Here is an 18200-nt window from a genome sequence, read left to right as displayed (position 1 = left end):
TGTCGTCTCCCCCCGTGAACGCGCGCCAAAGACCGTGTTGCGGAACTGTTGAGAAACACCGGAGGTTTCCGTACACGAACGTCCGCCGCGCGCCTGTGCCCGCGACCGCCCCGCGGCCCGATCGGAGCCCGGGCGCACAGTTCACCGCGCCGCGCGGGCCCCGGCCGCCGGTGCCCCGAACCGCTGGGAGCCCCGAACCGTCAGGGCCCGGGCCGTCGGGCCCCCGACCGTCAGGCGCCGAGCCGCTGGAGGCGGGACACCGCGTCGTCCAGCGTCTCCCTCTTCTTGCAGAAGGAGAACCGCACCAGCCACCGCGGCCCCGCCACGACCTGGAACGCCGACGTCGGGATGGCCACCACCCCGACCCGCCCCGGCAGGTCGCGGCAGAACTCCACGCCGTCCTCGTACCCGGCCGGACGCACGTCGGCCTGGACGAAGTACCCCGCGTCTGCGCGGAACGGCCGTAGTCCGGCCGCCTTCAGACCCTCCGTCAGCACATCGCGATTCGCACGCAGTTCGCCCCGCAGTCCGGCCGCCCACTCCTCCACGGAGCCCAGCGCCCGTGCCAGCGCGCCCTGGTAGGGCGTGCCGGAGGCGTACGTGAGGAACTGCTTCGCGGCGCTCACCGCGGCGACCAGCGGCGCGGGCCCGCACACCCAGCCGACCTTCCAGCCCGTCGTGTTGAACGTCTTCCCCGCACTGGACACGGTCAGGGTGCGCTCGCGCATGCCCGGCAGCGCGGAGACCGGCAGATGCGGCAGGCCCGCGTAGACGAGGTGCTCGTACACCTCGTCCGTGATGACGGTCAGGTCGTGCTCCCGGCAGACCTCCGCGACGGCCGCGAGCTCCGCCTGGGTGAACACCTTGCCGGTCGGGTTGTGCGGGGTGTTCAGGATCAGCGCGCGTGTCCGCGGCGTGACGGCGGCGCGCAGCGCGTCCGGGTCCAGCAGGAAGCCGTCACCGTCGGTCGCCAGCGCCACCCCGACGAGGGTGGCGCCGGCGAGGCGCGCGTCCGCCGCGTAGGCGTCGTAGCAGGGGTCGAAGGCGATGATCTCGTCCCCGGGGTCGCACACCGCGAGCACCGAGGCGGCCAGCGCCTCGGTCGCGCCGGTGGTGACGAGGACCTCGGTGGCCGGGTCGTGGGCGAGGCCGTAGCGCCGCAGCTGGTGCGCGGCCACCGCCTCCCGCAGGGCGGGCACGCCCGCGGCGGGCGGGTACTGGTTGGCCCCGGCGAGGACCGCGTCTGCCACGTCCCGCAGCAGCGCGGGCGGGCTCGCCAGCTCGGGCACGCCCTGGCCGAGGTTGACCGCCCCGGTGGCCCGCGCCAGCTCAGTCATCTCGGTGAAGATCGAGGTGCCCATGCCCCGTACCCGCGCCGCGGGCCGCCAGGCCGTACCGCTCACCGTGTCCATCGAGGCATCTCCCGCTTCCGCCGCTGCCGCCAGCCCGCTGTGTCCGCCACCCTAGGGCCTCGCCTCCGCGATCCCGCCGGGCCCGCGATCCGGGCCGCCGGGCGCGCGACGCCTCGGCCGGGGCATGCGGCGGCCCCCGTCACCGCGAACGGTGGCGGGGGCCGGCGGGGCCCCTCACGAGGCCGTGCGGGGCCGCGCGCCCTCGGGCACGCGGCCCCGCAGCCGCGCTCCGTGGGCTATGCGTCCTCGGGCTTCTCGTCGCCCGGTTCGAGTCCCAGCTGTTCCACCAGCCACTTGTCGAACTCGATCGACGCGCGCACCCAGCTGACGGTGGACGACACGAAGTGGTCGACGCCGACGCCCGTGCCGATCAGCATCTGCGCCTCACCGATGAGGCGGACGGTCGGCGGACCGTCGTCCTCCTCGTGGACGTGGCTGTAGACCTTCGGCCACAGGGTGCGCCTGTTCCAGTCGTCGATCAGCTCCAGGATGCGGAGCTTCTCGTCGACCTCGTGCGGCCGGTCGTAGAACGTACGCACGGAGAAGACCTGCTGTTCCTCGTCGCCGCGGAACATGAAGTACGTACGGAATTCCTCCCACGGCGCCGCGAGGTCACCCTCGTCGTCGACGACGTACTTCAGCTCCATCTGGCCGAGGAGCTGCTTGACCAGGTCCTGGTCCGGGACGACGACGGGAGCCGCCGCTCCGGCAGCCGGCTCCGGCTCGGGGCGCCCCCCGAAATTTGGAATCGAGGACGGATCGATGCTCACCGTGTTTTTCCCTTCGTACGGTTCCCGCCATCCTCCCTCATCACAGCCGGGAGGTGGCAAGCCAGGTGGGCGCGGGTCCGGCCTTTTCCCTGCCCGGTCCCACCGCCGGCCCCTCCGCCTGCCCGGCCCGCGCCCGCTGACACGGCGGACGGGCCCGCGCGGCCGCCCCGGCGTTCCCACCGGACGGACATCCCGGGCGAGGGGCCCGCGCCCCGGACGGACGTCCCGGGGCGAGGGAACCGCGCGGAGCGCCACGGCACCTGCGGTGATCACCCGGGCGCACGGCCGCGGACGGACCGTGCGGTGAATCTCCACGCGGTCCGCCCCGGCCACCGGCCCCCGCGCCGCACCGAACGCACCGTCCGTCCGCACCGTCCACCACGGAAGCCGTGCCGGTGGCCCGGCGCGCGTACGGCGGTGGCCCGGGGTGCGTACGGCAGTGGCCCGGCGTGCGTACGGCGATGGCCCGCCACCCGGAGCCTCCCCGGGTGGCGGGCCACCGCCCCACCACGATCTCTCCGGCCGCCGGCAGCGGACGCCAGCCCCAGCCCCAGCCCGGAGTCGGCCAGACCTGCCACAGACCACCGACCACAGACCACAGCCACCGAGGCCACAAGCCGCGGACCGGCGTTACAGCGTCTTCGCGGGGCGCTCCCCCGCCGCCTCGCCGCTCCCGGCCTCCTCGGCGTTCTCGGCGTCCTCGGGTGCCGACCCGACGGGCCCCGGGGCGGAGGCGCCCTCCGCAGGGCCGCCGTCCGCGCGCCCGACGATCAGACCCTCGTCGAAACGGTCCACGCGGACGGTGTCACCGTCCTTGACCTCGCCCGACAGGATCTCCTTCGCGAGCCGGTCGCCGATCGCGCTCTGCACCAGGCGGCGCAGCGGACGCGCCCCGTACGCCGGGTCGTTGCCCTCGTCGGCCAGCCAGTCCAACGCCTGGGGCGTGACCTCCAGCGTCAGCCTGCGCTCGGCGAGCCGCTTCGCGAGCCGGTCGACCTGCAGCCGGGCGATGCGCGCCAGCTCGTCCCTGGACAGGGCGGAGAAGACCACCATGTCGTCGAGGCGGTTGAGGAACTCGGGCTTGAAGGAGGACCGTACGACCGAGAGCACCTGCTCCCGCTTCTGCTCCTCCGAGGTGCCCGACTCCACGAGGTACTGGCTGCCGAGGTTCGACGTCAGCACCAGGATGGTGTTGCGGAAGTCCACCGTCCGGCCCTGGCCGTCGGTGAGCCGCCCGTCGTCCAGCACCTGCAGCAGGACGTCGAAGACCTCGGGGTGCGCCTTCTCCACCTCGTCCAGCAGCACCACCGAGTAGGGACGCCGCCGCACCGCCTCGGTCAGCTGACCGCCCTCCTCGTAGCCGACATAGCCGGGAGGAGCGCCGACGAGCCGCGCGACGGAGTGCTTCTCCCCGTACTCGCTCATGTCGATCCGGATCATGGCGCGCTCGTCGTCGAACAGGAAGTCCGCGAGCGCCCGCGCCAGTTCGGTCTTGCCGACACCGGTGGGGCCGAGGAAGAGGAACGACCCGGTCGGCCGGTCCGGGTCCGAGATACCGGCGCGGGTACGCCGCACCGCGTCGGACACCGCCCCTACGGCCTCCCTCTGGCCGATCAGCCGCCGGCCGAGCTCGTCCTCCATGCGCAGCAGCTTCTGCGTCTCGCCCTCCAGCAGGCGGCCCGCCGGAATGCCCGTCCAGGACGCGACCACGTCGGCGATGTCGTCGGGACCGACCTCGTCCTTGACCATGGTGTTCTTGTCGGACTCCTGCTCCTCCTCGGCGGAGGCCTCCTGCAACTCCCGCTCCACCGACGGGATCTCCCCGTACAGCAGCTTCGAGGCGGAGTCGAAGTCGCCGTCGCGCTGAGCGCGCTCGGCCTGGCCGTGCAGTTCGTCGATGCGCTCCTTCAGCTCACCGACCCTGTTGAGGCCCTTCTTCTCCTTCTCCCACCGCGCGGTCAGGCCGCGCAGTTCCTCCTTGCGGTTCTCCAGGTCGCGGCGCAGCTTCTCCAGGCGCTGTACGGAGCCGGGGTCCGACTCGTTCTTCAGCGCCATCTCCTCCATGCTGAGGCGGTCCACCACGCGCTGGAGCTCGTCGATCTCGACCGGCGACGAGTCGATCTCCATGCGCAGCCGGGACGCGGCCTCGTCGACGAGGTCGATGGCCTTGTCGGGCAGGAAGCGCGATGTGATGTAGCGGTCGGAGAGGGTGGCCGCTGCCACCAGCGCGGCATCCGCGATCTGCACCTTGTGGTGCGCCTCGTAGCGGCCCTTGAGTCCGCGCAGGATCGCGATGCTGTCCTCGACGGACGGCTCAGCGACCAGCACCTGCTGGAAGCGGCGCTCCAGCGCGGCGTCCTTCTCGATGTGCTCGCGGTACTCGTCCAGCGTGGTGGCGCCCACCATGCGCAGCTCACCGCGCGCCAGCATCGGCTTGAGCATGTTGCCCGCGTCCATCGCGGAGTCGCCGCCGGCGCCCGCGCCGACGACCGTGTGCAGCTCGTCGATGAACGTGATGATCTGGCCGTCGCTGTCCTTGATCTCGGACAGGACGGTCTTCAGGCGCTCCTCGAACTCGCCCCGGTACTTCGCGCCGGCGACCATCGCGCCGAGGTCCAGCGAGATCAGCCGCTTGTTCTTCAGCGACTCGGGCACGTCGCCCTTGTCGATGCGCTGCGCGAGCCCCTCGACGACGGCCGTCTTGCCGACGCCGGGCTCACCGATGAGCACCGGGTTGTTCTTCGTACGGCGCGACAGGACCTGCACGACGCGGCGGATCTCCTGATCCCGGCCGATGACCGGGTCGAGCCTGCCCTCGCGCGCGGCGGCCGTGAAGTCCGTACCGAACTTCTCCAGCGCCTTGTAGTTGCCCTCCGGATCGGGTGTGGTCACCCGGCGTCCTCCCCTGGACTTCTCGAAAGCGTCGGCCAGCTTCCTGGCCGTGGCCCCCTGACCCGCCAGCACTTCGCCGGCCTGACCGCCCTTGGCGGCGATGCCGATGAGCAGGTGCTCCGTCGACACGTACTCGTCACCGAGGTCGCGGGCCCGCCGGGTCGCGTCGGCGATCACGGCGAGCAGGTCGCGGTTCGCCTGCGGCGGCGCGACGGTGGACCCGGCGACGCTGGGCAGCCCGGCGAGCAGCCGCTCGGCCCCGGACCTGACCAGGGCCAGGTCGGCCTCCACCGCCGACAGCAGGTCGGTGACGTTCTCGTTGTCCTGCCCGGCCAGCAGCGCGAGCAGAAGATGGGCGGGGGTCAGGTCCGGATGTCCCTGGGCCACGGCGCTGTTGCTCGCGGCGGTGATCGCTTCCCGGCTCCTGTTGGTCAACTCGGCGTCCACGTGCGCTCTCTCCTCCTGTTCCTCAATCCTGACGATGAGAACCTGCGCAAAGTTGAGTCTATTCCACTCAACTCCAAAACGGGACCCGGGCACGACCCCGATCGCACCCTCGATCCCGCGTCGGCCACCGGCCGCCGGGCGGCCGGGCACGGGCCGTGGGGGAGGGGCAGCGGGGCACCGGCCGCCGGGAACGTGACGGGCACGGTCGCCGGGCACGCGCAGCGGGACGGACGGGTCCCCGGGCGGCCCCCGGGGGGACCACCGCCCGACCCGGAGCGACTCCCACGGTCCGGACTCCCCCGGGCCGCGCTCCCCGGACCGGACTCCCGCGACCGGGACCGGGACCTACGCTCATGGCATGACCCACGACGTACGCGCCCCCGATCCCGAGTACCTGGCGTTCTGGCGCGAATACCACCTCTGCACCCTCGCCACACAGCGCCCGGACGGCTCACCGCACCTGGTGCCGGTCGGCGTCACGTACGACCCCGAGGCGGGGGTCGCGCGGGTGATCACCAACAAGAACAGCAGGAAGGTCGCGAACGTCCTGGCGGCCGCCGACGGGGCCCACGGCGCACGGGTCGCGGTCTGCCAGGTGATGAAGGGCCGCTGGGCGACGCTGGAGGGCCGGGCCCGGGTCCGCACCGAACCCGAGGTGGTCGCCGACGCGGTCAGCCGTTACGCGGAGCGCTACGGCCGCACGCCGGCCCCGAACCCGGACCGCGTGGTCATCGAGATCGCCCTGGACCGGGCGATGGGACGCGGCTGATCCGCCACCGCCCGCCACCTACGTCCGGGCAGCACAACGGCGCCATCGCGTTTCAGGTCCACGATGGCGCCGTTGTGTGGGGGAAGCGCCTGAGCGATCTGTTACGACGGGGGAATCGCTCAGGCACTGCGGGGGGTGGCTGTATGGGGTTGTGGTCCTACGAGCTCATGGTCACGCCGATCAAGATTAACAAAAATCATGTCATACCTGATGCAGCATCGGACCATTTGCGGTGCACCGCGAGGGCGGCGCAGGCAACGGTACGCACGGACGTCCTCGTCCTCCTCGCGCACGACGAGCACGGGCTCTCCGAACAGTGTGACCCTCAACGAGTCCCCGCGCCGCGGAATCGCGGACACGAGATCGATGAAGTGCCACCCCGACCGGTAGGCCGCGGCCATCTCACGCCGAAGACTTCTGTCGTCCGCGGGCGTTGTCATGAGACAGCGGAGCCGAACGGAGCGCTGTCCCACCCAACATCACCGAGGGCCGCCTCCGACTTCGCCTGCACGACACGGGCATGATCAGCGGCACCACGCCCGTAGCCCACGTGAGCAACGGAGAAAAGTCCTCCGACCGCAGCGAGCCCAACGAGCGCGGTTATGACCACCGAGCGACGCGATCTCTCACGCATAGCAGCTTGGTTCCTCATCTAGAAGCTCTCTTCCCCGTCTTCCACGACGATCGCTCACTGACGACACCAACGCCACACTACCGATGCATCATGTTCCTGCAGGTACAAGAACCTGAGGGGTGGACAATTGGGTACAGACAGCTCAAACGGGGCGCATCAGCATTCCCTGACGGATCTATGCACCGAAGGGGCACGCCTTTACGCCACCGCGTTGCGTACGGGACGGGTCGGCCGGATCGAGGTGGAAGCCGCCCCGTGCCTCATCGACTTCGCCCTGCTGCACCCGGACCCGGACGACCCCGAATGGCTCCGTCCGGTGGCCCCCTCGACAGCCCTGGCCCAGCGCATCTACCCCATAGAGCGGGAGATCCAGGAGCGTCGCCGCCTCACCATGGACCTGACGGACTCCTTCGAGGAGTTCATGACCATCAGCAAGCAGGCGTCGCCCAGCATCCATGCCATCACCGTGCTCGAAGGCTTCAACCGCATCCACGACGCGCTGGACCTCGCCATGAGTGAGAGCAGGAAAGAAGTTCTCACCGTGCAGCCCGGAGGGGGCCGCAGTGAGCACGTCCTCAGCGAGGCCATCAAGCGCAGCAAGCCCCTGATCGACCGGGGAATCAGCGTCCGCACTCTTTACCAGCACACCGTCCGGCACAGCCAGAGGACCTTCGCCTACGTGGACCACATGGCCGGGGCCAAGGTGGAGATACGCACACTGGAACAGCTCATAGAGCGGATGATCATCTGCGACGACAACGTCGCTTTCATCCCCGCCCGTGAGGACAGGAAGATCGCGCTCGAACTCCGCCACCCGGGACTTGTGGCGTATCTCACCAAAGTGTTCGAGAACCTGTGGCACCACGCCACCCCTCTCGTCGAGCCGCTGCCCTCGACACCGGGCCTCGAAGGCATCACGGAGGTCCAGCGTTCCATCGCGAAACTGCTCGTCGAAGGCCTCGTCGATGAGGCCATCGCACGGCGCCTCGGCATGAACGTCCGCACCTGCCGGGCTCATATCGCCAGACTCGCCGTCTCGCTGGGCAGTGGGAGCCGGGCTCAACTCGGTTATCTCATAGCGCGGTCGGGGATTCTGGGAGCAAAGGACTGAAGAAGGCGTAGCCGGAGACCGGTGCCCGGGTGTACCGATATCCATGGTGTTTCACACTTCCGGACAGTCGACGGGACGACAAGCGCCGCGCACTTCGTAGGTAGGAACTTCCACTTCTTGAGGACGGGAATGGCGCAAGAGACCCAGCTCGGCCATGCCTCCTTGCTCTCGGTCGAAGCGCGGGAACTGTACGCACGGCTCGCGGCCGGAGAGAGCGCAGGGCCGGGGACACCCGGGCTCGCGGATCTGGAGCGGCACGGACTGGCCCTGCGGGATCCGCTCAGCGGGTTGGTGACCGTGGTGGACCTCGATCACGTCGAGCAGCGCCTGCGCGAGTCCGTGAGCGAGGCGTTGGCGCAGTCCGTGGAACTCTTCGCCGAACTGCCTCTGGTCATCCGCGATCTGCGGGCCCGACGAGCGGTGGAGGAGGAGACGGACCCGTCGACGGGCGCTGTCTTCGTCAAGGGTACGGACGCGGTGAACGCGCTGATCAGTTCAGCCGGCGACACCGCGAAGAGCGAAATACTCTGCGCCCAGCCGGGCCTTCGCACACGCCGCATGCTCACGCTGACGGAAGACCGCGACATCAGGGTCCTGAAGCGGGGCGTGGCGATCCGCACGCTCTATCACGTCAGTGGCAGAACCAACCCGGCGGTCCAGGACCGCGTCCGCCTGATAGCTCCCATAGGGGGCCAGTTCCGGACCCTCGCGAGTCCCTTCCTCCTGATGGTCCTCTTCGACCGAAGACAGGCCTTCCTCGTCGACAGCGTCAAAGGCCGCCCGGCCCAGGCCGGCGCCTGGCACGTCCGTGACCCCGCTGTGGCCGCCTTCCTGTCCGACGTCTTCGAGCAGCAGTGGAACCGCGGCGACGACTGGTTCAGCCCCGCCCCCGCCGACGACGACATCGTCAGTACGCCCCTCCAGCGCGCCATCCTGCGCGAGCTGTGCGCCGGGCACGATCAGCAGCAGATCGCGAAGGCCCTCGGCTACAGCGCCAGGACCATCAACGCGCACCTCACCGATCTGCGCGCCCGTCTCGGGTTCCGTACCGTCTACCAGCTCGTCCACTGGTGGGCCGTGAGCCCGGAGCGCGAGCTCACCTGACGCGGAGGGTACGGAAGTACGGAAGGCCCGGCGCGGCGACCTCAGCGGGCACCAGCGGTTCCTGCGGCCCCAGCAGGCGCCCGACCTCAGCGGGCACCAGCGGTTCCTGCGGAGCGACCCAGCAGGCGCGGCAGCCCCCTACGCACGGCAACGGGCAGGGGCGGGGCGCCCGTTCCGGCGTCCCGCCCCTGCCCGTCCCACGTGTCCCGCGTACCGTCGTGCGTCACTCCGGCCGCTTGGGCCGCCACACCACCAGCGCGCTCGCCTGCCGCACGTCCTCGTACGGCACCAGGTCGCGCCGGTAGGACGCGTGCACCTGCGCCTCGCGCTGCCGCATCGCGGCCGCCGCGCCGTCGACAGCCGATCCCAGTTCCGCGACCCGCGCCTGCAGGGCGGCGACCTGGTTCTCCAGCTCGATGATCCGCTTGATGCCGGCGAGGTTGATGCCCTCGTCCTGCGACAACTGCTGCACCTGGCGGAGCAGTTCGATGTCGCGCGCCGAGTAGCGTCTGCCACGTCCGGCCGTGCGGTCGGGCGAGACGAGGCCCAGGCGGTCGTACTGCCTGAGCGTCTGGGGATGCAGCCCGGACAGTTGGGCCGCCACCGAGATGACGTAGACCGGAGTCTCCTCCGTCAGCTCGTACGCCCTGCCGAACGCGGCAGAGGCGCGGCGCCGGGCGCCGCCGCCGTCCCTGTCCATGACGTCATGCTCCCTTCGCAGCCTGGAACAACTCCGCCCTCGGGTCCTCGCCCGCAGTGGCCTTCCGGTACGCCTCCAGGGCGTCGCGGGCATCGGTCGCCAGGTCCTTCGGCACGATCACCTCGACCGTGACGAGCAGGTCCCCGCGGGTACCGTCCTTGCGTACGGCGCCCTTGCCGCGGGCACGCATCGTGCGCCCGTTGGGGGTGCCCGCCGGCAGCTTCAGGGTCACCGAGGGCCCTCCGAGGGTCGGCACCTTCACCTCGCCGCCGAGCGCCGCCTCCGGATACGTGACGGGCACGGTCACCGTGAGGTTGTCGCCCTTGCGGCCGAACACCGGGTGCGTACCCACGTGCACGACGACGTAAAGATCGCCGGCCGGACCGCCGCGCTCGCCGGGCGTGCCCTTGCCGCGCAGCCGGATCCGCTGCCCGTCGGAGACGCCCGCCGGGATGCGCACCTGGATGGACCGGGACGACTTGGCGCGCCCGCTGCCCTTGCAGACGTCGCAGGGGTCCTGGGCGATGAGCCCGCGGCCCTTGCAGTCGACGCACGGGTCGGTGAGCGAGAATCCGCCGCCGGTGCCGCGCGACACCTGCCCGGTGCCGACGCAGGTCGGGCACACACGGGGCGTGCCGTTCTTGTCGCCGGTGCCGGAGCACGCCTTGCAGGGCGCCTGGCTGGACATCCTGAGCGGTACGGTCGCCCCGTCGACGGCTTCGGTGAAGCTGAGCGTCACCTCGGACTCGATGTCCTGGCCGCGGCGCGGCTGGGTGCGTGTCCCGCCGCCGCCCCGGTTGAACAGTCCGCCGAAGACGTCCCCGAGGCCGCCGCCGAAGCCGCCCGGCGCACCGCCCCCGCCGCCCGTGCCGCCCTGGGGCCCGCCTCCGAAGAGGTCGCCCAGGTCGAAGTTGAACGTGCCGCCGCCACCGCCGGGACCCGGACGGAAGCCGCCGTTCCCGAACAGGCTGCGCGCCTCGTCGTACTCCTTGCGGCGCTTGGCGTCGCCCAGGATGTCGTTCGCCTCGGAGATCTCCTTGAAGCGCTCCTCGGCCTTCGCGTCACCCTTGTTGGCGTCCGGGTGGAACTCGCGCGCGAGTTTCCGGTACGCCTTCTTGATCTCGGCTTCTGTGGCGTCCTTGGGGACGCCGAGGACCTTGTAGTAGTCCTTCTCGACGAAGTCCTTGGTACTCACTCCCGACGTCCCTCCTCCCGATACGGATACCGATCCCCGTCCGCGCCGGCCGCTGCCACCGCCATGGCATCGGCAGCGGCCGGTGCGGCGACGACGGCCGCCGCGGCGGACGCGACCGCTCGCGCGGTCACCTCCGCCGCACCGGCCGTCGTCGTGTCAGCCCTCGTCCGGGCCACCGCTCTCCTTCGTGGGCTTCCCGTCATCCGTGCCCGGGGAATCCTCGCCCGCCGCGTCCTCGTCGGACGCCTTGGGCTGCGCCCCCGGCTGAGGCTCGGCCACGGCGACCCGCGCGGGCCTGATGGTCCGCTCGCCGAACCGGTACCCGGGCTGGAGGATCGCGACGCAGGTCGTCTCGGTGACGTCCGGCGCGTACGAGTGCATCAGGGCCTCGTGGATCGTCGGGTCGAAGGGCTCGCCCTCCTCGCCGAACTGCTGGAGACCCAGCTTCGCCGCGACCGCTTCCAGCGACTCGCCCACCGACTTGAACCCGCCGACCAGCTCGTCGTGTTCCCGCGCCCGACCGATGTCGTCCAGCACGGGCAGCAGTTCGGTCAGCAGGTTCGCCACGGCGATCTCGCGCACGGTCACCCGGTCGCGTTCCACCCGGCGGCGGTAGTTCTGGTACTCCGCCTGGAGGCGCTGGAGGTCCGCTGTGCGCTCACCGAGCGCGGTGCGCACCTGGTCCAGCTGCGCCGTCAGCGCTGCCTTTTCCGATACGTCCCCGGCCTGGGCCGCCTGGCCGGACTCCGCGGAGCCCGGCCCTGCTCCCTTCGGCGCGTCGTCGGGGTCGGCGCCGGAGGGGACGTCGGGCTCCTCCTCGAAGCCCGGGGTCTCCTCCGTCACGCGGCACCACCCTTGCCGTCGCGCTCGTCGTCGACGATCTCGGCGTCCACGACGTCGTCCTGGCCGTCCGCGGGCTGCTCGGCACCGGGAGCACCGGGACCACCCGCGGCACCGGCGGCGGCGCCGTCGGCCTGCGCGTTCGCGTACATGGCCTGGCCCAGCTTCTGGGAGACGGCGGCGACCTTCTCGGTGGCCGTACGGATCTCGGCCACGTCCTCGCCCTTGAGCTTCTCCTTCAGCTCGCCGACGGCGGTCTCGACCTCGGTCTTGACGTCACCGGGGACCTTGTCCTCGTTGTCCTTGAGGAACTTCTCGGTCTGGTAGACGAGCTGCTCGCCCTGGTTGCGGGTCTCGGCGGCCTCGCGGCGCTTGTGGTCCTCGTCCGCGTACTGCTCGGCCTCCTGACGCATCCGGTCGACCTCGTCCTTCGCGAGCGAGGAGCCGCCGGTGACGGTCATCTTCTGTTCCTTGCCCGTGCCCAGGTCCTTCGCGGTCACGTGCATGATGCCGTTGGCGTCGATGTCGAAGGACACCTCGACCTGCGGGACTCCGCGCGGGGCCGGCGGCAGGCCGCTGAGCTCGAACATCCCGAGCTTCTTGTTGTACGCCGCGATCTCGCGCTCGCCCTGGTACACCTGGATCTGCACGGACGGCTGGTTGTCCTCGGCCGTCGTGAAGATCTCCGAGCGCTTCGTCGGGATCGTGGTGTTGCGCTCGATCAGCTTGGTCATGATGCCGCCCTTGGTCTCGATACCGAGGGACAGCGGGGTCACGTCGAGGAGCAGGACGTCCTTGACCTCACCCTTGAGGACACCGGCCTGGAGGGCGGCGCCGATGGCGACGACCTCGTCCGGGTTGACGCCCTTGTTGGCGTCCTTGCCGCCGGTCAGCTCCTTGACGAGCTCCGCGACGGCGGGCATACGGGTCGAACCGCCGACGAGGACGACGTGGTCGATCTCGCTCAGCTGGATGCCCGCGTCCTTGATGACGTTGTGGAACGGGGTCTTGCAGCGGTCCAGCAGGTCCGAGGTCAGCTGCTGGAACTGGGCGCGCGTGAGCTTCTCGTCCAGGTGCAGCGGGCCCTCGGCGGACGCCGTGATGTAGGGCAGGTTGATCGAGGTCTCCGTGGAGGAGGACAGCTCGATCTTCGCCTTCTCCGCCGCCTCACGCAGGCGCTGGAGGGCCATCTTGTCCTTGCCCAGGTCCACGCCGTGGTTGTTGGCGAACTGCTTGACCAGGTAGTCGACGACGCGCTGGTCCCAGTCGTCACCACCGAGGTGGTTGTCACCGTTGGTGGCCTTCACCTCGACGACGCCGTCGCCGATCTCCAGCAGCGAGACGTCGAACGTGCCGCCACCGAGGTCGAAGACCAGGATGACCTGGTCGTCCTTGTCGAGGCCGTACGCCAGGGCCGCCGCCGTCGGCTCGTTCACGATGCGCAGGACGTTGAGGCCCGCGATCTCGCCGGCCTCCTTCGTCGCCTGGCGCTCGGAGTCGTTGAAGTACGCGGGGACGGTGATCACCGCGTCGGCGACCTTCTCGCCCAGGTACGCCTCGGCGTCCCGCTTCAGCTTCTGCAGCACGAAGGCCGAGATCTGCTGCGGGTTGAAGTCCTTGTTGTCGAGGTTGATCTTCCAGTCGGTGCCCATGTGGCGCTTGACCGACCGGATGGTCCTGTCGACGTTCGTGACTGCCTGGCGCTTCGCGACCTCGCCGACGAGCACTTCACCGTTCTTGGCGAAGGCGACGACGGACGGCGTGGTCCTGGCGCCTTCGGCGTTGGTGATGACGGTGGGCTCGCCGCCTTCGAGAACGCTGACGACGGAGTTAGTCGTGCCCAGGTCGATGCCGACCGCACGTGCCATTTCAATTCCTCCAGCTGACTTGAGTGCAACAGGCTCAAGGATGCAACACGGATCTCGAAGAGTCAAAGGACCTGAGCGGGGTCGACTCAATTATTGTGCGGAGCCCTCTCGGGGGACGTCGTCCACCTGCGGGTTTCCGGCCGGAATGTGGGGCACGCCACGGCCCTCCGACACGCGCCCGGGCGGCGCCCGGGGACGGCGGGGCAACCGTGCGATCGTTCTATCGAAACCGACCAAACACCCATATCGGATGGAACGGACGGCTGCCCATGCGGCTCGACCAGCGTCCCGGCCCTCAGGCCGCCACCGCGCCTCCCCCGGCGCCCGCCGCATCGCGGCGCATGCTCGACCTCCACCGTTTGAAACGCCTGCCGGACGCGAAACGTGCCCTCGACCTCGTCCTCGGAACGCTGCTCCTCGCCCTCGCGGCGCCGGTGCTCATGGCGACAGCGCTCGCCCTCGCCGTCCACGCCCGCCGGGCGCCCGCCCGGGCCATCCCCCGGGCCCCCTTGCGCGCCCCTTCCCGAGCTCCTCTGAAAGAGGGCCGCGTTTTCGTACGGGCGGACGTGACCGGGCTGCACGGCCGGCCGTTCACGCTGCGCTCGCTCGCCACCCGGCGCCTGCGCCTGGACCTGCTGTCCAGGCTGCCCGAGGTCGTGCGCGGACGGATGTCGCTCGTCGGCCCCGCGCCACTGCCCGCAGGGGACCCGCGCACGCGGGCCGCCTGGCGCAGCTCCGTACGCCCCGGGCTCACCGGCCTCGCCCAGGTGCGGCGGGCGTGGCGGATGCCGTGGGAGGAGTCCTCGCTGCTCGACCAGCACTATGTGGAGCACTGCTGTCTCGCTCTGGACCTGAGGCTGCTGGTCCGCACCCTGCCCGCCCTGTCCACGCCCGCGGATCCGCCCGGCGCCGGCGCCCGGCGCCCAGGCGCCGCGTCCCGTCGTGTGCGTCGCCGGCGCGGGCGTCCACTGCTCGCCGGGGTACTGCGCTCGGCCGGCCGCGCTCGCAGAAGCAGGAGGGCGGCCGCCGCCGTTCCGCGCGCACGGCCGGGTTCGCGGACCGCGCGCGGACGTGTCACGGTGAGCGACGCAGATCACCGGTCACGGCGTTACATTGCGGCCGGATAAGTGGGTACGCTCAGTGCGGACCGACTAAGTTACCGCTTAGTAAACATCTGAGCGGCCGCAGCGTGCGGAAACCTGCGGATCCTCCCCACCTCGCAGGCCCGAGGAGCCCTCCATGCAACTCGCCGCGATCATCGTGTCGCTGGTGCTCGCCGTCGTCGGTGTGGCGCTGTTCTGCCGAGCCATCGCGCAGATCTACACCTTCGTACGGCTCGGCCAGTCCGTCCCCGCGGGCACGCGGACGGACGAACCCGGCAGCCGCACCATGACGGTGGCCAAGGAGTTCCTCGGCCACACGCGGATGAACCAGTGGGGCGTCATCGGCGTCGCGCACTGGTTCGTCGCGGTCGGCTTCTTCTCGCTGATCCTCACGCTGGTCAACGCGTTCGGCCAGCTGTTCCGGGCCGATTGGCTGCTGCCGGTCATCGGCAACTGGGCACCGTACGAGGTCTTCGTCGACCTCATCGGCGTCCTCACGACGCTCGGCATCCTCGTACTGATCGTGATCAGGCAGCTCTCCCGGCCGGGCCGCGCCGAGCGCAAGTCCCGCTTCGCGGGCTCGAACTTCGGCCAGGCGTACTTCGTCGAAGCCGTGATCCTGATCATCGGCCTGTGCATCCTGGCGCTGCGCGGCCTGGAGGGCTCGCTGCACCACGAGAGCTCGTACACCGTCTCGTACCTCCTCTCGTACCCGCTCGTCGCGGCGTTCCGCGGGCTCGGCACCGGCACGCAGCAGAACCTCGTCTACCTGTTCGCCATGATCAAGCTCGGGACGTCCTTCATCTGGATGATCACCGTCGCGCTGAAGACCGACATGGGTGTCGCCTGGCACCGCTTCCTCGCCTTCCCGAACATCTGGTTCAAACGGCGCGCGGACGGCGGCACGGCACTCGGCCCGCTCCAGCCGATGGCGAGCGGCGGCAAGGTCATCGACTTCGAGACGGTCTTCGACGACGAGGACGCCGCCGAGGAGACGGTCTTCGGCGTCTCGAAGATCGAGGACTTCTCCTGGAAGGGCATCCTCGACTTCTCCACCTGCACCGAGTGCGGCCGCTGCCAGTCGCAGTGCCCCGCCTGGAACACGGGCAAGCCGCTCTCGCCCAAGCTGCTGATCATGTCGCTGCGCGACCACGCCCACGCGAAGGCCCCGTACCTCCTCGCGGGCGGCGGCAAGAACGCCGAGGGCGAGGAGAAGGCCACCGCGGAACAGCTCGCCGGCGTCCCCGCCGCCGCGCTCGCCGAGGCCGAGCGCCCGCTGATCGGCACCCTGGAGGAGAACGGCGTCATCGACCCGGACGTGCTGTGGTCGTGCACGACCTGCGGCGCGTGCGTCGAGCAGTGCCCCGTCGACATCGAGCACGTCGACCACATCGTCGACATGCGCCGCTACCAGGTGATGATCGAGAGCGCGTTCCCGAGCGAGGCCGGGACGATGCTGAAGAACCTGGAGAAGCGCGGCAACCCGTGGGGCCTGGCCAAGAAGCAGCGCCTGGAGTGGACCAAGGACATCGGCTTCGACGTACCGGTCGTCGGCAAGGACATCGAGGACCTCACCGAAGTCGACTACCTGTACTGGGTGGGCTGCGCGGGCGCCCTGGAGGACCGCGCGAAGAAGACCACGAAGGCCTTCGCGGAACTCCTGCACATCGCGGGCGTCAAGTTCGCGATCATGGGCGGCGACGAGAAGTGCACCGGCGACTCGGCCCGCCGCCTGGGCAACGAGCCGCTGTTCCAGCAGCTCGGCCAGGAGAACGTCGCGATGCTGAACATGGCGTTCGGTGAGTCCCCCGACGACGCCGAGGACCCCGGGACGAAGAAGCCGAAGGCGACGAAGAAGATCGTCGCGACCTGCCCGCACTGCTTCAACACCATCGCCAACGAGTACCCGCAGCTCGGCGGCGAGTACGAGGTCATCCACCACACGCAGCTGCTCCAGCACCTCGTGGACGAGGGCAAGCTGGTCCCGGTCACCCCGGTCGAAGGCCTCATCACCTACCACGACCCCTGCTACCTGGGCCGCCACAACAAGGTCTACACACCGCCGCGCGAGATCATCGCCAAGGTGCCGGGCCTGCGCAGCGAGGAAATGCACCGTCACAAGGAGCGCGGCTTCTGCTGCGGCGCGGGCGGCGCGCGCATGTGGATGGAGGAGCGCATCGGCAAGCGCATCAACAACGAGCGCGTCGACGAGGCCCTGTCCCTCAACCCGGACATCGTCTCCACGGCCTGCCCGTTCTGCCTGGTGATGCTGACCGACTCGGTCAACGGCAAGAAGAACGAGGGCAAGGCGAAGGAGTCGATCCAGGTCGTGGACGTCGCCCAGCTGCTGCTCGACTCGGTGCGGACCCCGGCGGGCCCGGCGGGCACGCAGGAGGCCGTGGGCACACCGGAACCCGAACCGGTGAAGTAACCCGGGCACACCGACCCGGACACGCCTTTCGCGTGGGAGGGCCCGAGGCGCCGCACCGGCGCCTCGGGCCCTCCCACGTACGGCGGCACCCATGCGGCACACGCGGCATCCTCCCTGGCGGCGAACACCGCACAGGGCCCACCGTCACCACCTCGCCACGCGACACCGCCACCACCTCACCACGCGACCGGATCGGGCACCCGGCGCCACCTCCCGGCCCGGTCGGGCCACCCGCCGTCGCTTCCCGACCGGATCAAACACACGCCGTCACTCCCGACCCGGTCGAGCACCCGGCCTCACTTCCGGACCGGATCGAGCACCCACATCACCGAGCTGTTGTTGCTCACCCGGACGGCGGAGTTCTCCACGGCGAGGCGCCCCGCGGGCGGGTAGGCGTGCGCGATGGTGACGGGCCCGTCGACCCAGCCCTCGATGCGCCACCGGTCCGCCTTGGCGTCCCGGCCGCCGGCGTCCGGCGACGGGTCCGCCGCGAGCGCGGCGTCACAGGTGTTCAGCCGCACGGCGGCCGGATAGGTCAGCGCGACCGGCAGCGCGAGACAGCGCCGCCCGGAACCTGACTCCTGGAACTGGACCGTGCCGTCGGCGTGGTTGCGCAGGGACCACGCCGTACCGTCGGTGCCGCAGGTCGCCACCTGCGCACCGGCCAGGCAGCGGCCGGTGAGGGCGTCCCTGACGTAGTACGTACCGTCCACGGCGCTGCCGGCCTGGGCGCTGCCGGCCTGGGCAGTGTCGGCCTGCGCGGCCTCGCCCTGGGCGGCGACGGGTCCGGCGGAGACAAGGAGCACGAGAACGGGCGCGGCAAGCGCGGAGGCGACGGCGGACCGTACGGACGACATGGGACCTCCAGTGTGCGGGGAACGGATACCAGGAGATACCCACAGTAGCCACTCCGTTACCACACGC

At 70.5% G+C, this 18200-nt stretch carries 13 protein-coding genes and 1 pseudogene; 5 read left to right on the top strand and 9 right to left on the bottom strand.

Annotation, left to right across the window (positions count from 1 at the left end; translation table 11 throughout):
• Positions 1 to 230: 230 nt before the first annotated feature.
• The 3 genes and pseudogenes from OG310_RS18940 to clpB all read right to left on the bottom strand — a co-directional run.
• Entirely contained in the window at positions 231 to 1412 is a 1182-nt protein-coding gene (locus OG310_RS18940) for an aminotransferase class I/II-fold pyridoxal phosphate-dependent enzyme (protein ID WP_329457061.1), read from the bottom strand.
• A 236-nt stretch (positions 1413 to 1648) separates the two neighbouring features.
• The gene (locus tag OG310_RS18935; protein ID WP_329457060.1) at positions 1649 to 2182 is read right to left on the bottom strand and encodes a YbjN domain-containing protein; all 534 of its coding nucleotides are present in this window, start codon (positions 2180 to 2182) and stop codon (positions 1649 to 1651) included.
• A gap of 750 nt (positions 2183 to 2932) precedes the next feature.
• A pseudogene (gene clpB, locus OG310_RS18930) lies at positions 2933 to 5521 on the bottom strand (ATP-dependent chaperone ClpB); the annotation flags it as partial.
• Between the two features lie 358 nt (positions 5522 to 5879).
• Between clpB and OG310_RS18925 the strand changes: the two are divergent.
• Positions 5880 to 6290 carry a pyridoxamine 5'-phosphate oxidase family protein gene (locus OG310_RS18925; protein ID WP_329457059.1) on the top strand — a complete coding sequence of 137 codons (411 nt, stop codon included), beginning with the start codon at positions 5880 to 5882 and terminating at the stop codon, positions 6288 to 6290.
• 119 nt (positions 6291 to 6409) lie between these two features.
• Here the strand turns inward: OG310_RS18925 and OG310_RS18920 are convergent, their stop codons facing one another.
• The gene (locus OG310_RS18920; RefSeq protein ID WP_329457058.1) at positions 6410 to 6730 is read right to left on the bottom strand and encodes a (2Fe-2S)-binding protein; all 321 of its coding nucleotides are present in this window, start codon (positions 6728 to 6730) and stop codon (positions 6410 to 6412) included.
• A 321-nt stretch (positions 6731 to 7051) separates the two neighbouring features.
• On the opposite strand from OG310_RS18920, the gene OG310_RS18915 reads away from it, so the two are divergent.
• Both OG310_RS18915 and OG310_RS18910 read left to right on the top strand, forming a co-directional pair.
• The gene (locus OG310_RS18915) at positions 7052 to 8035 is read left to right on the top strand and encodes a helix-turn-helix transcriptional regulator (protein WP_329457057.1); all 984 of its coding nucleotides are present in this window, start codon (positions 7052 to 7054) and stop codon (positions 8033 to 8035) included.
• 129 nt (positions 8036 to 8164) lie between these two features.
• On the top strand, positions 8165 to 9139 hold the full coding sequence (locus OG310_RS18910) for a helix-turn-helix transcriptional regulator (RefSeq protein WP_329457056.1): 975 nt from the start codon (positions 8165 to 8167) through the stop codon (positions 9137 to 9139).
• A gap of 223 nt (positions 9140 to 9362) precedes the next feature.
• Here OG310_RS18910 and OG310_RS18905 read toward each other — a convergent pair whose 3' ends face one another.
• The 4 genes from OG310_RS18905 to dnaK all read right to left on the bottom strand — a co-directional run bounded on the left by OG310_RS18905 (position 9363) and on the right by dnaK (position 13742).
• Positions 9363 to 9839 (bottom strand): heat shock protein transcriptional repressor HspR, encoded by a 477-nt coding sequence (locus OG310_RS18905; protein WP_329457055.1) that lies wholly within the window; start codon positions 9837 to 9839, stop codon positions 9363 to 9365.
• 4 nt (positions 9840 to 9843) lie between these two features.
• On the bottom strand, positions 9844 to 11034 hold the full coding sequence (gene dnaJ, locus OG310_RS18900) for a molecular chaperone DnaJ (protein ID WP_329457054.1): 1191 nt from the start codon (positions 11032 to 11034) through the stop codon (positions 9844 to 9846).
• A gap of 156 nt (positions 11035 to 11190) precedes the next feature.
• Positions 11191 to 11877 (bottom strand): nucleotide exchange factor GrpE, encoded by a 687-nt coding sequence (gene grpE, locus OG310_RS18895; RefSeq protein WP_329457053.1) that lies wholly within the window; start codon positions 11875 to 11877, stop codon positions 11191 to 11193.
• Positions 11874 to 13742 (bottom strand): molecular chaperone DnaK, encoded by a 1869-nt coding sequence (gene dnaK / locus OG310_RS18890; protein ID WP_329457052.1) that lies wholly within the window; start codon positions 13740 to 13742, stop codon positions 11874 to 11876. Before dnaK ends, grpE begins: the two co-directional genes overlap by 4 nt.
• A gap of 269 nt (positions 13743 to 14011) precedes the next feature.
• Between dnaK and OG310_RS18885 the strand changes: the two genes are divergently transcribed.
• Both OG310_RS18885 and OG310_RS18880 read left to right on the top strand, forming a co-directional pair.
• Positions 14012 to 14869: a sugar transferase gene (locus OG310_RS18885; RefSeq protein ID WP_329457051.1), complete on the top strand. Its 858-nt coding sequence runs from the start codon at positions 14012 to 14014 to the stop codon at positions 14867 to 14869.
• A 112-nt stretch (positions 14870 to 14981) separates the two neighbouring features.
• Positions 14982 to 17276, top strand: a complete 2295-nt coding sequence (locus OG310_RS18880) for a (Fe-S)-binding protein (protein WP_329457050.1) — start codon at positions 14982 to 14984, stop codon at positions 17274 to 17276.
• Positions 17277 to 17572: 296 nt separating this feature from the next.
• Here the strand turns inward: OG310_RS18880 and OG310_RS18875 are convergent, their stop codons facing one another.
• On the bottom strand, positions 17573 to 18133 hold the full coding sequence (locus OG310_RS18875; RefSeq protein WP_329457049.1) for a hypothetical protein: 561 nt from the start codon (positions 18131 to 18133) through the stop codon (positions 17573 to 17575).
• Between the last annotated feature and the right edge of the window lie 67 nt (positions 18134 to 18200).

Origin of the sequence: Streptomyces sp. NBC_01497, from assembly GCF_036250695.1 — a bacterium.
Taxonomy (GTDB): Bacteria; Actinomycetota; Actinomycetes; order Streptomycetales; family Streptomycetaceae; genus Streptomyces.
Note: the sequence above shows the minus strand (reverse complement) of the source record. Positions and strands in the feature narration are given on the sequence as shown.

Excerpts from the sequence above, each read along its gene's own strand:
- OG310_RS18910 (WP_329457056.1), top strand. The coding sequence starts at position 8,165 with ATGGCGCAAGAGACCCAGCTCGGCCATGCCTCCTTGCTCTCGGTCGAA.
- OG310_RS18920 (WP_329457058.1), bottom strand. The coding sequence starts at position 6,730 with ATGACAACGCCCGCGGACGACAGAAGTCTTCGGCGTGAGATGGCCGCG.
- OG310_RS18875 (WP_329457049.1), bottom strand. The coding sequence starts at position 18,133 with ATGTCGTCCGTACGGTCCGCCGTCGCCTCCGCGCTTGCCGCGCCCGTT.
- OG310_RS18940 (WP_329457061.1), bottom strand. The coding sequence starts at position 1,412 with ATGGACACGGTGAGCGGTACGGCCTGGCGGCCCGCGGCGCGGGTACGG.
- OG310_RS18905 (WP_329457055.1), bottom strand. The coding sequence starts at position 9,839 with ATGGACAGGGACGGCGGCGGCGCCCGGCGCCGCGCCTCTGCCGCGTTC.
- OG310_RS18880 (WP_329457050.1), top strand. The coding sequence starts at position 14,982 with ATGCAACTCGCCGCGATCATCGTGTCGCTGGTGCTCGCCGTCGTCGGT.
- dnaK (WP_329457052.1), bottom strand. The coding sequence starts at position 13,742 with ATGGCACGTGCGGTCGGCATCGACCTGGGCACGACTAACTCCGTCGTC.
- OG310_RS18925 (WP_329457059.1), top strand. The coding sequence starts at position 5,880 with ATGACCCACGACGTACGCGCCCCCGATCCCGAGTACCTGGCGTTCTGG.
- OG310_RS18885 (WP_329457051.1), top strand. The coding sequence starts at position 14,012 with ATGCGGCTCGACCAGCGTCCCGGCCCTCAGGCCGCCACCGCGCCTCCC.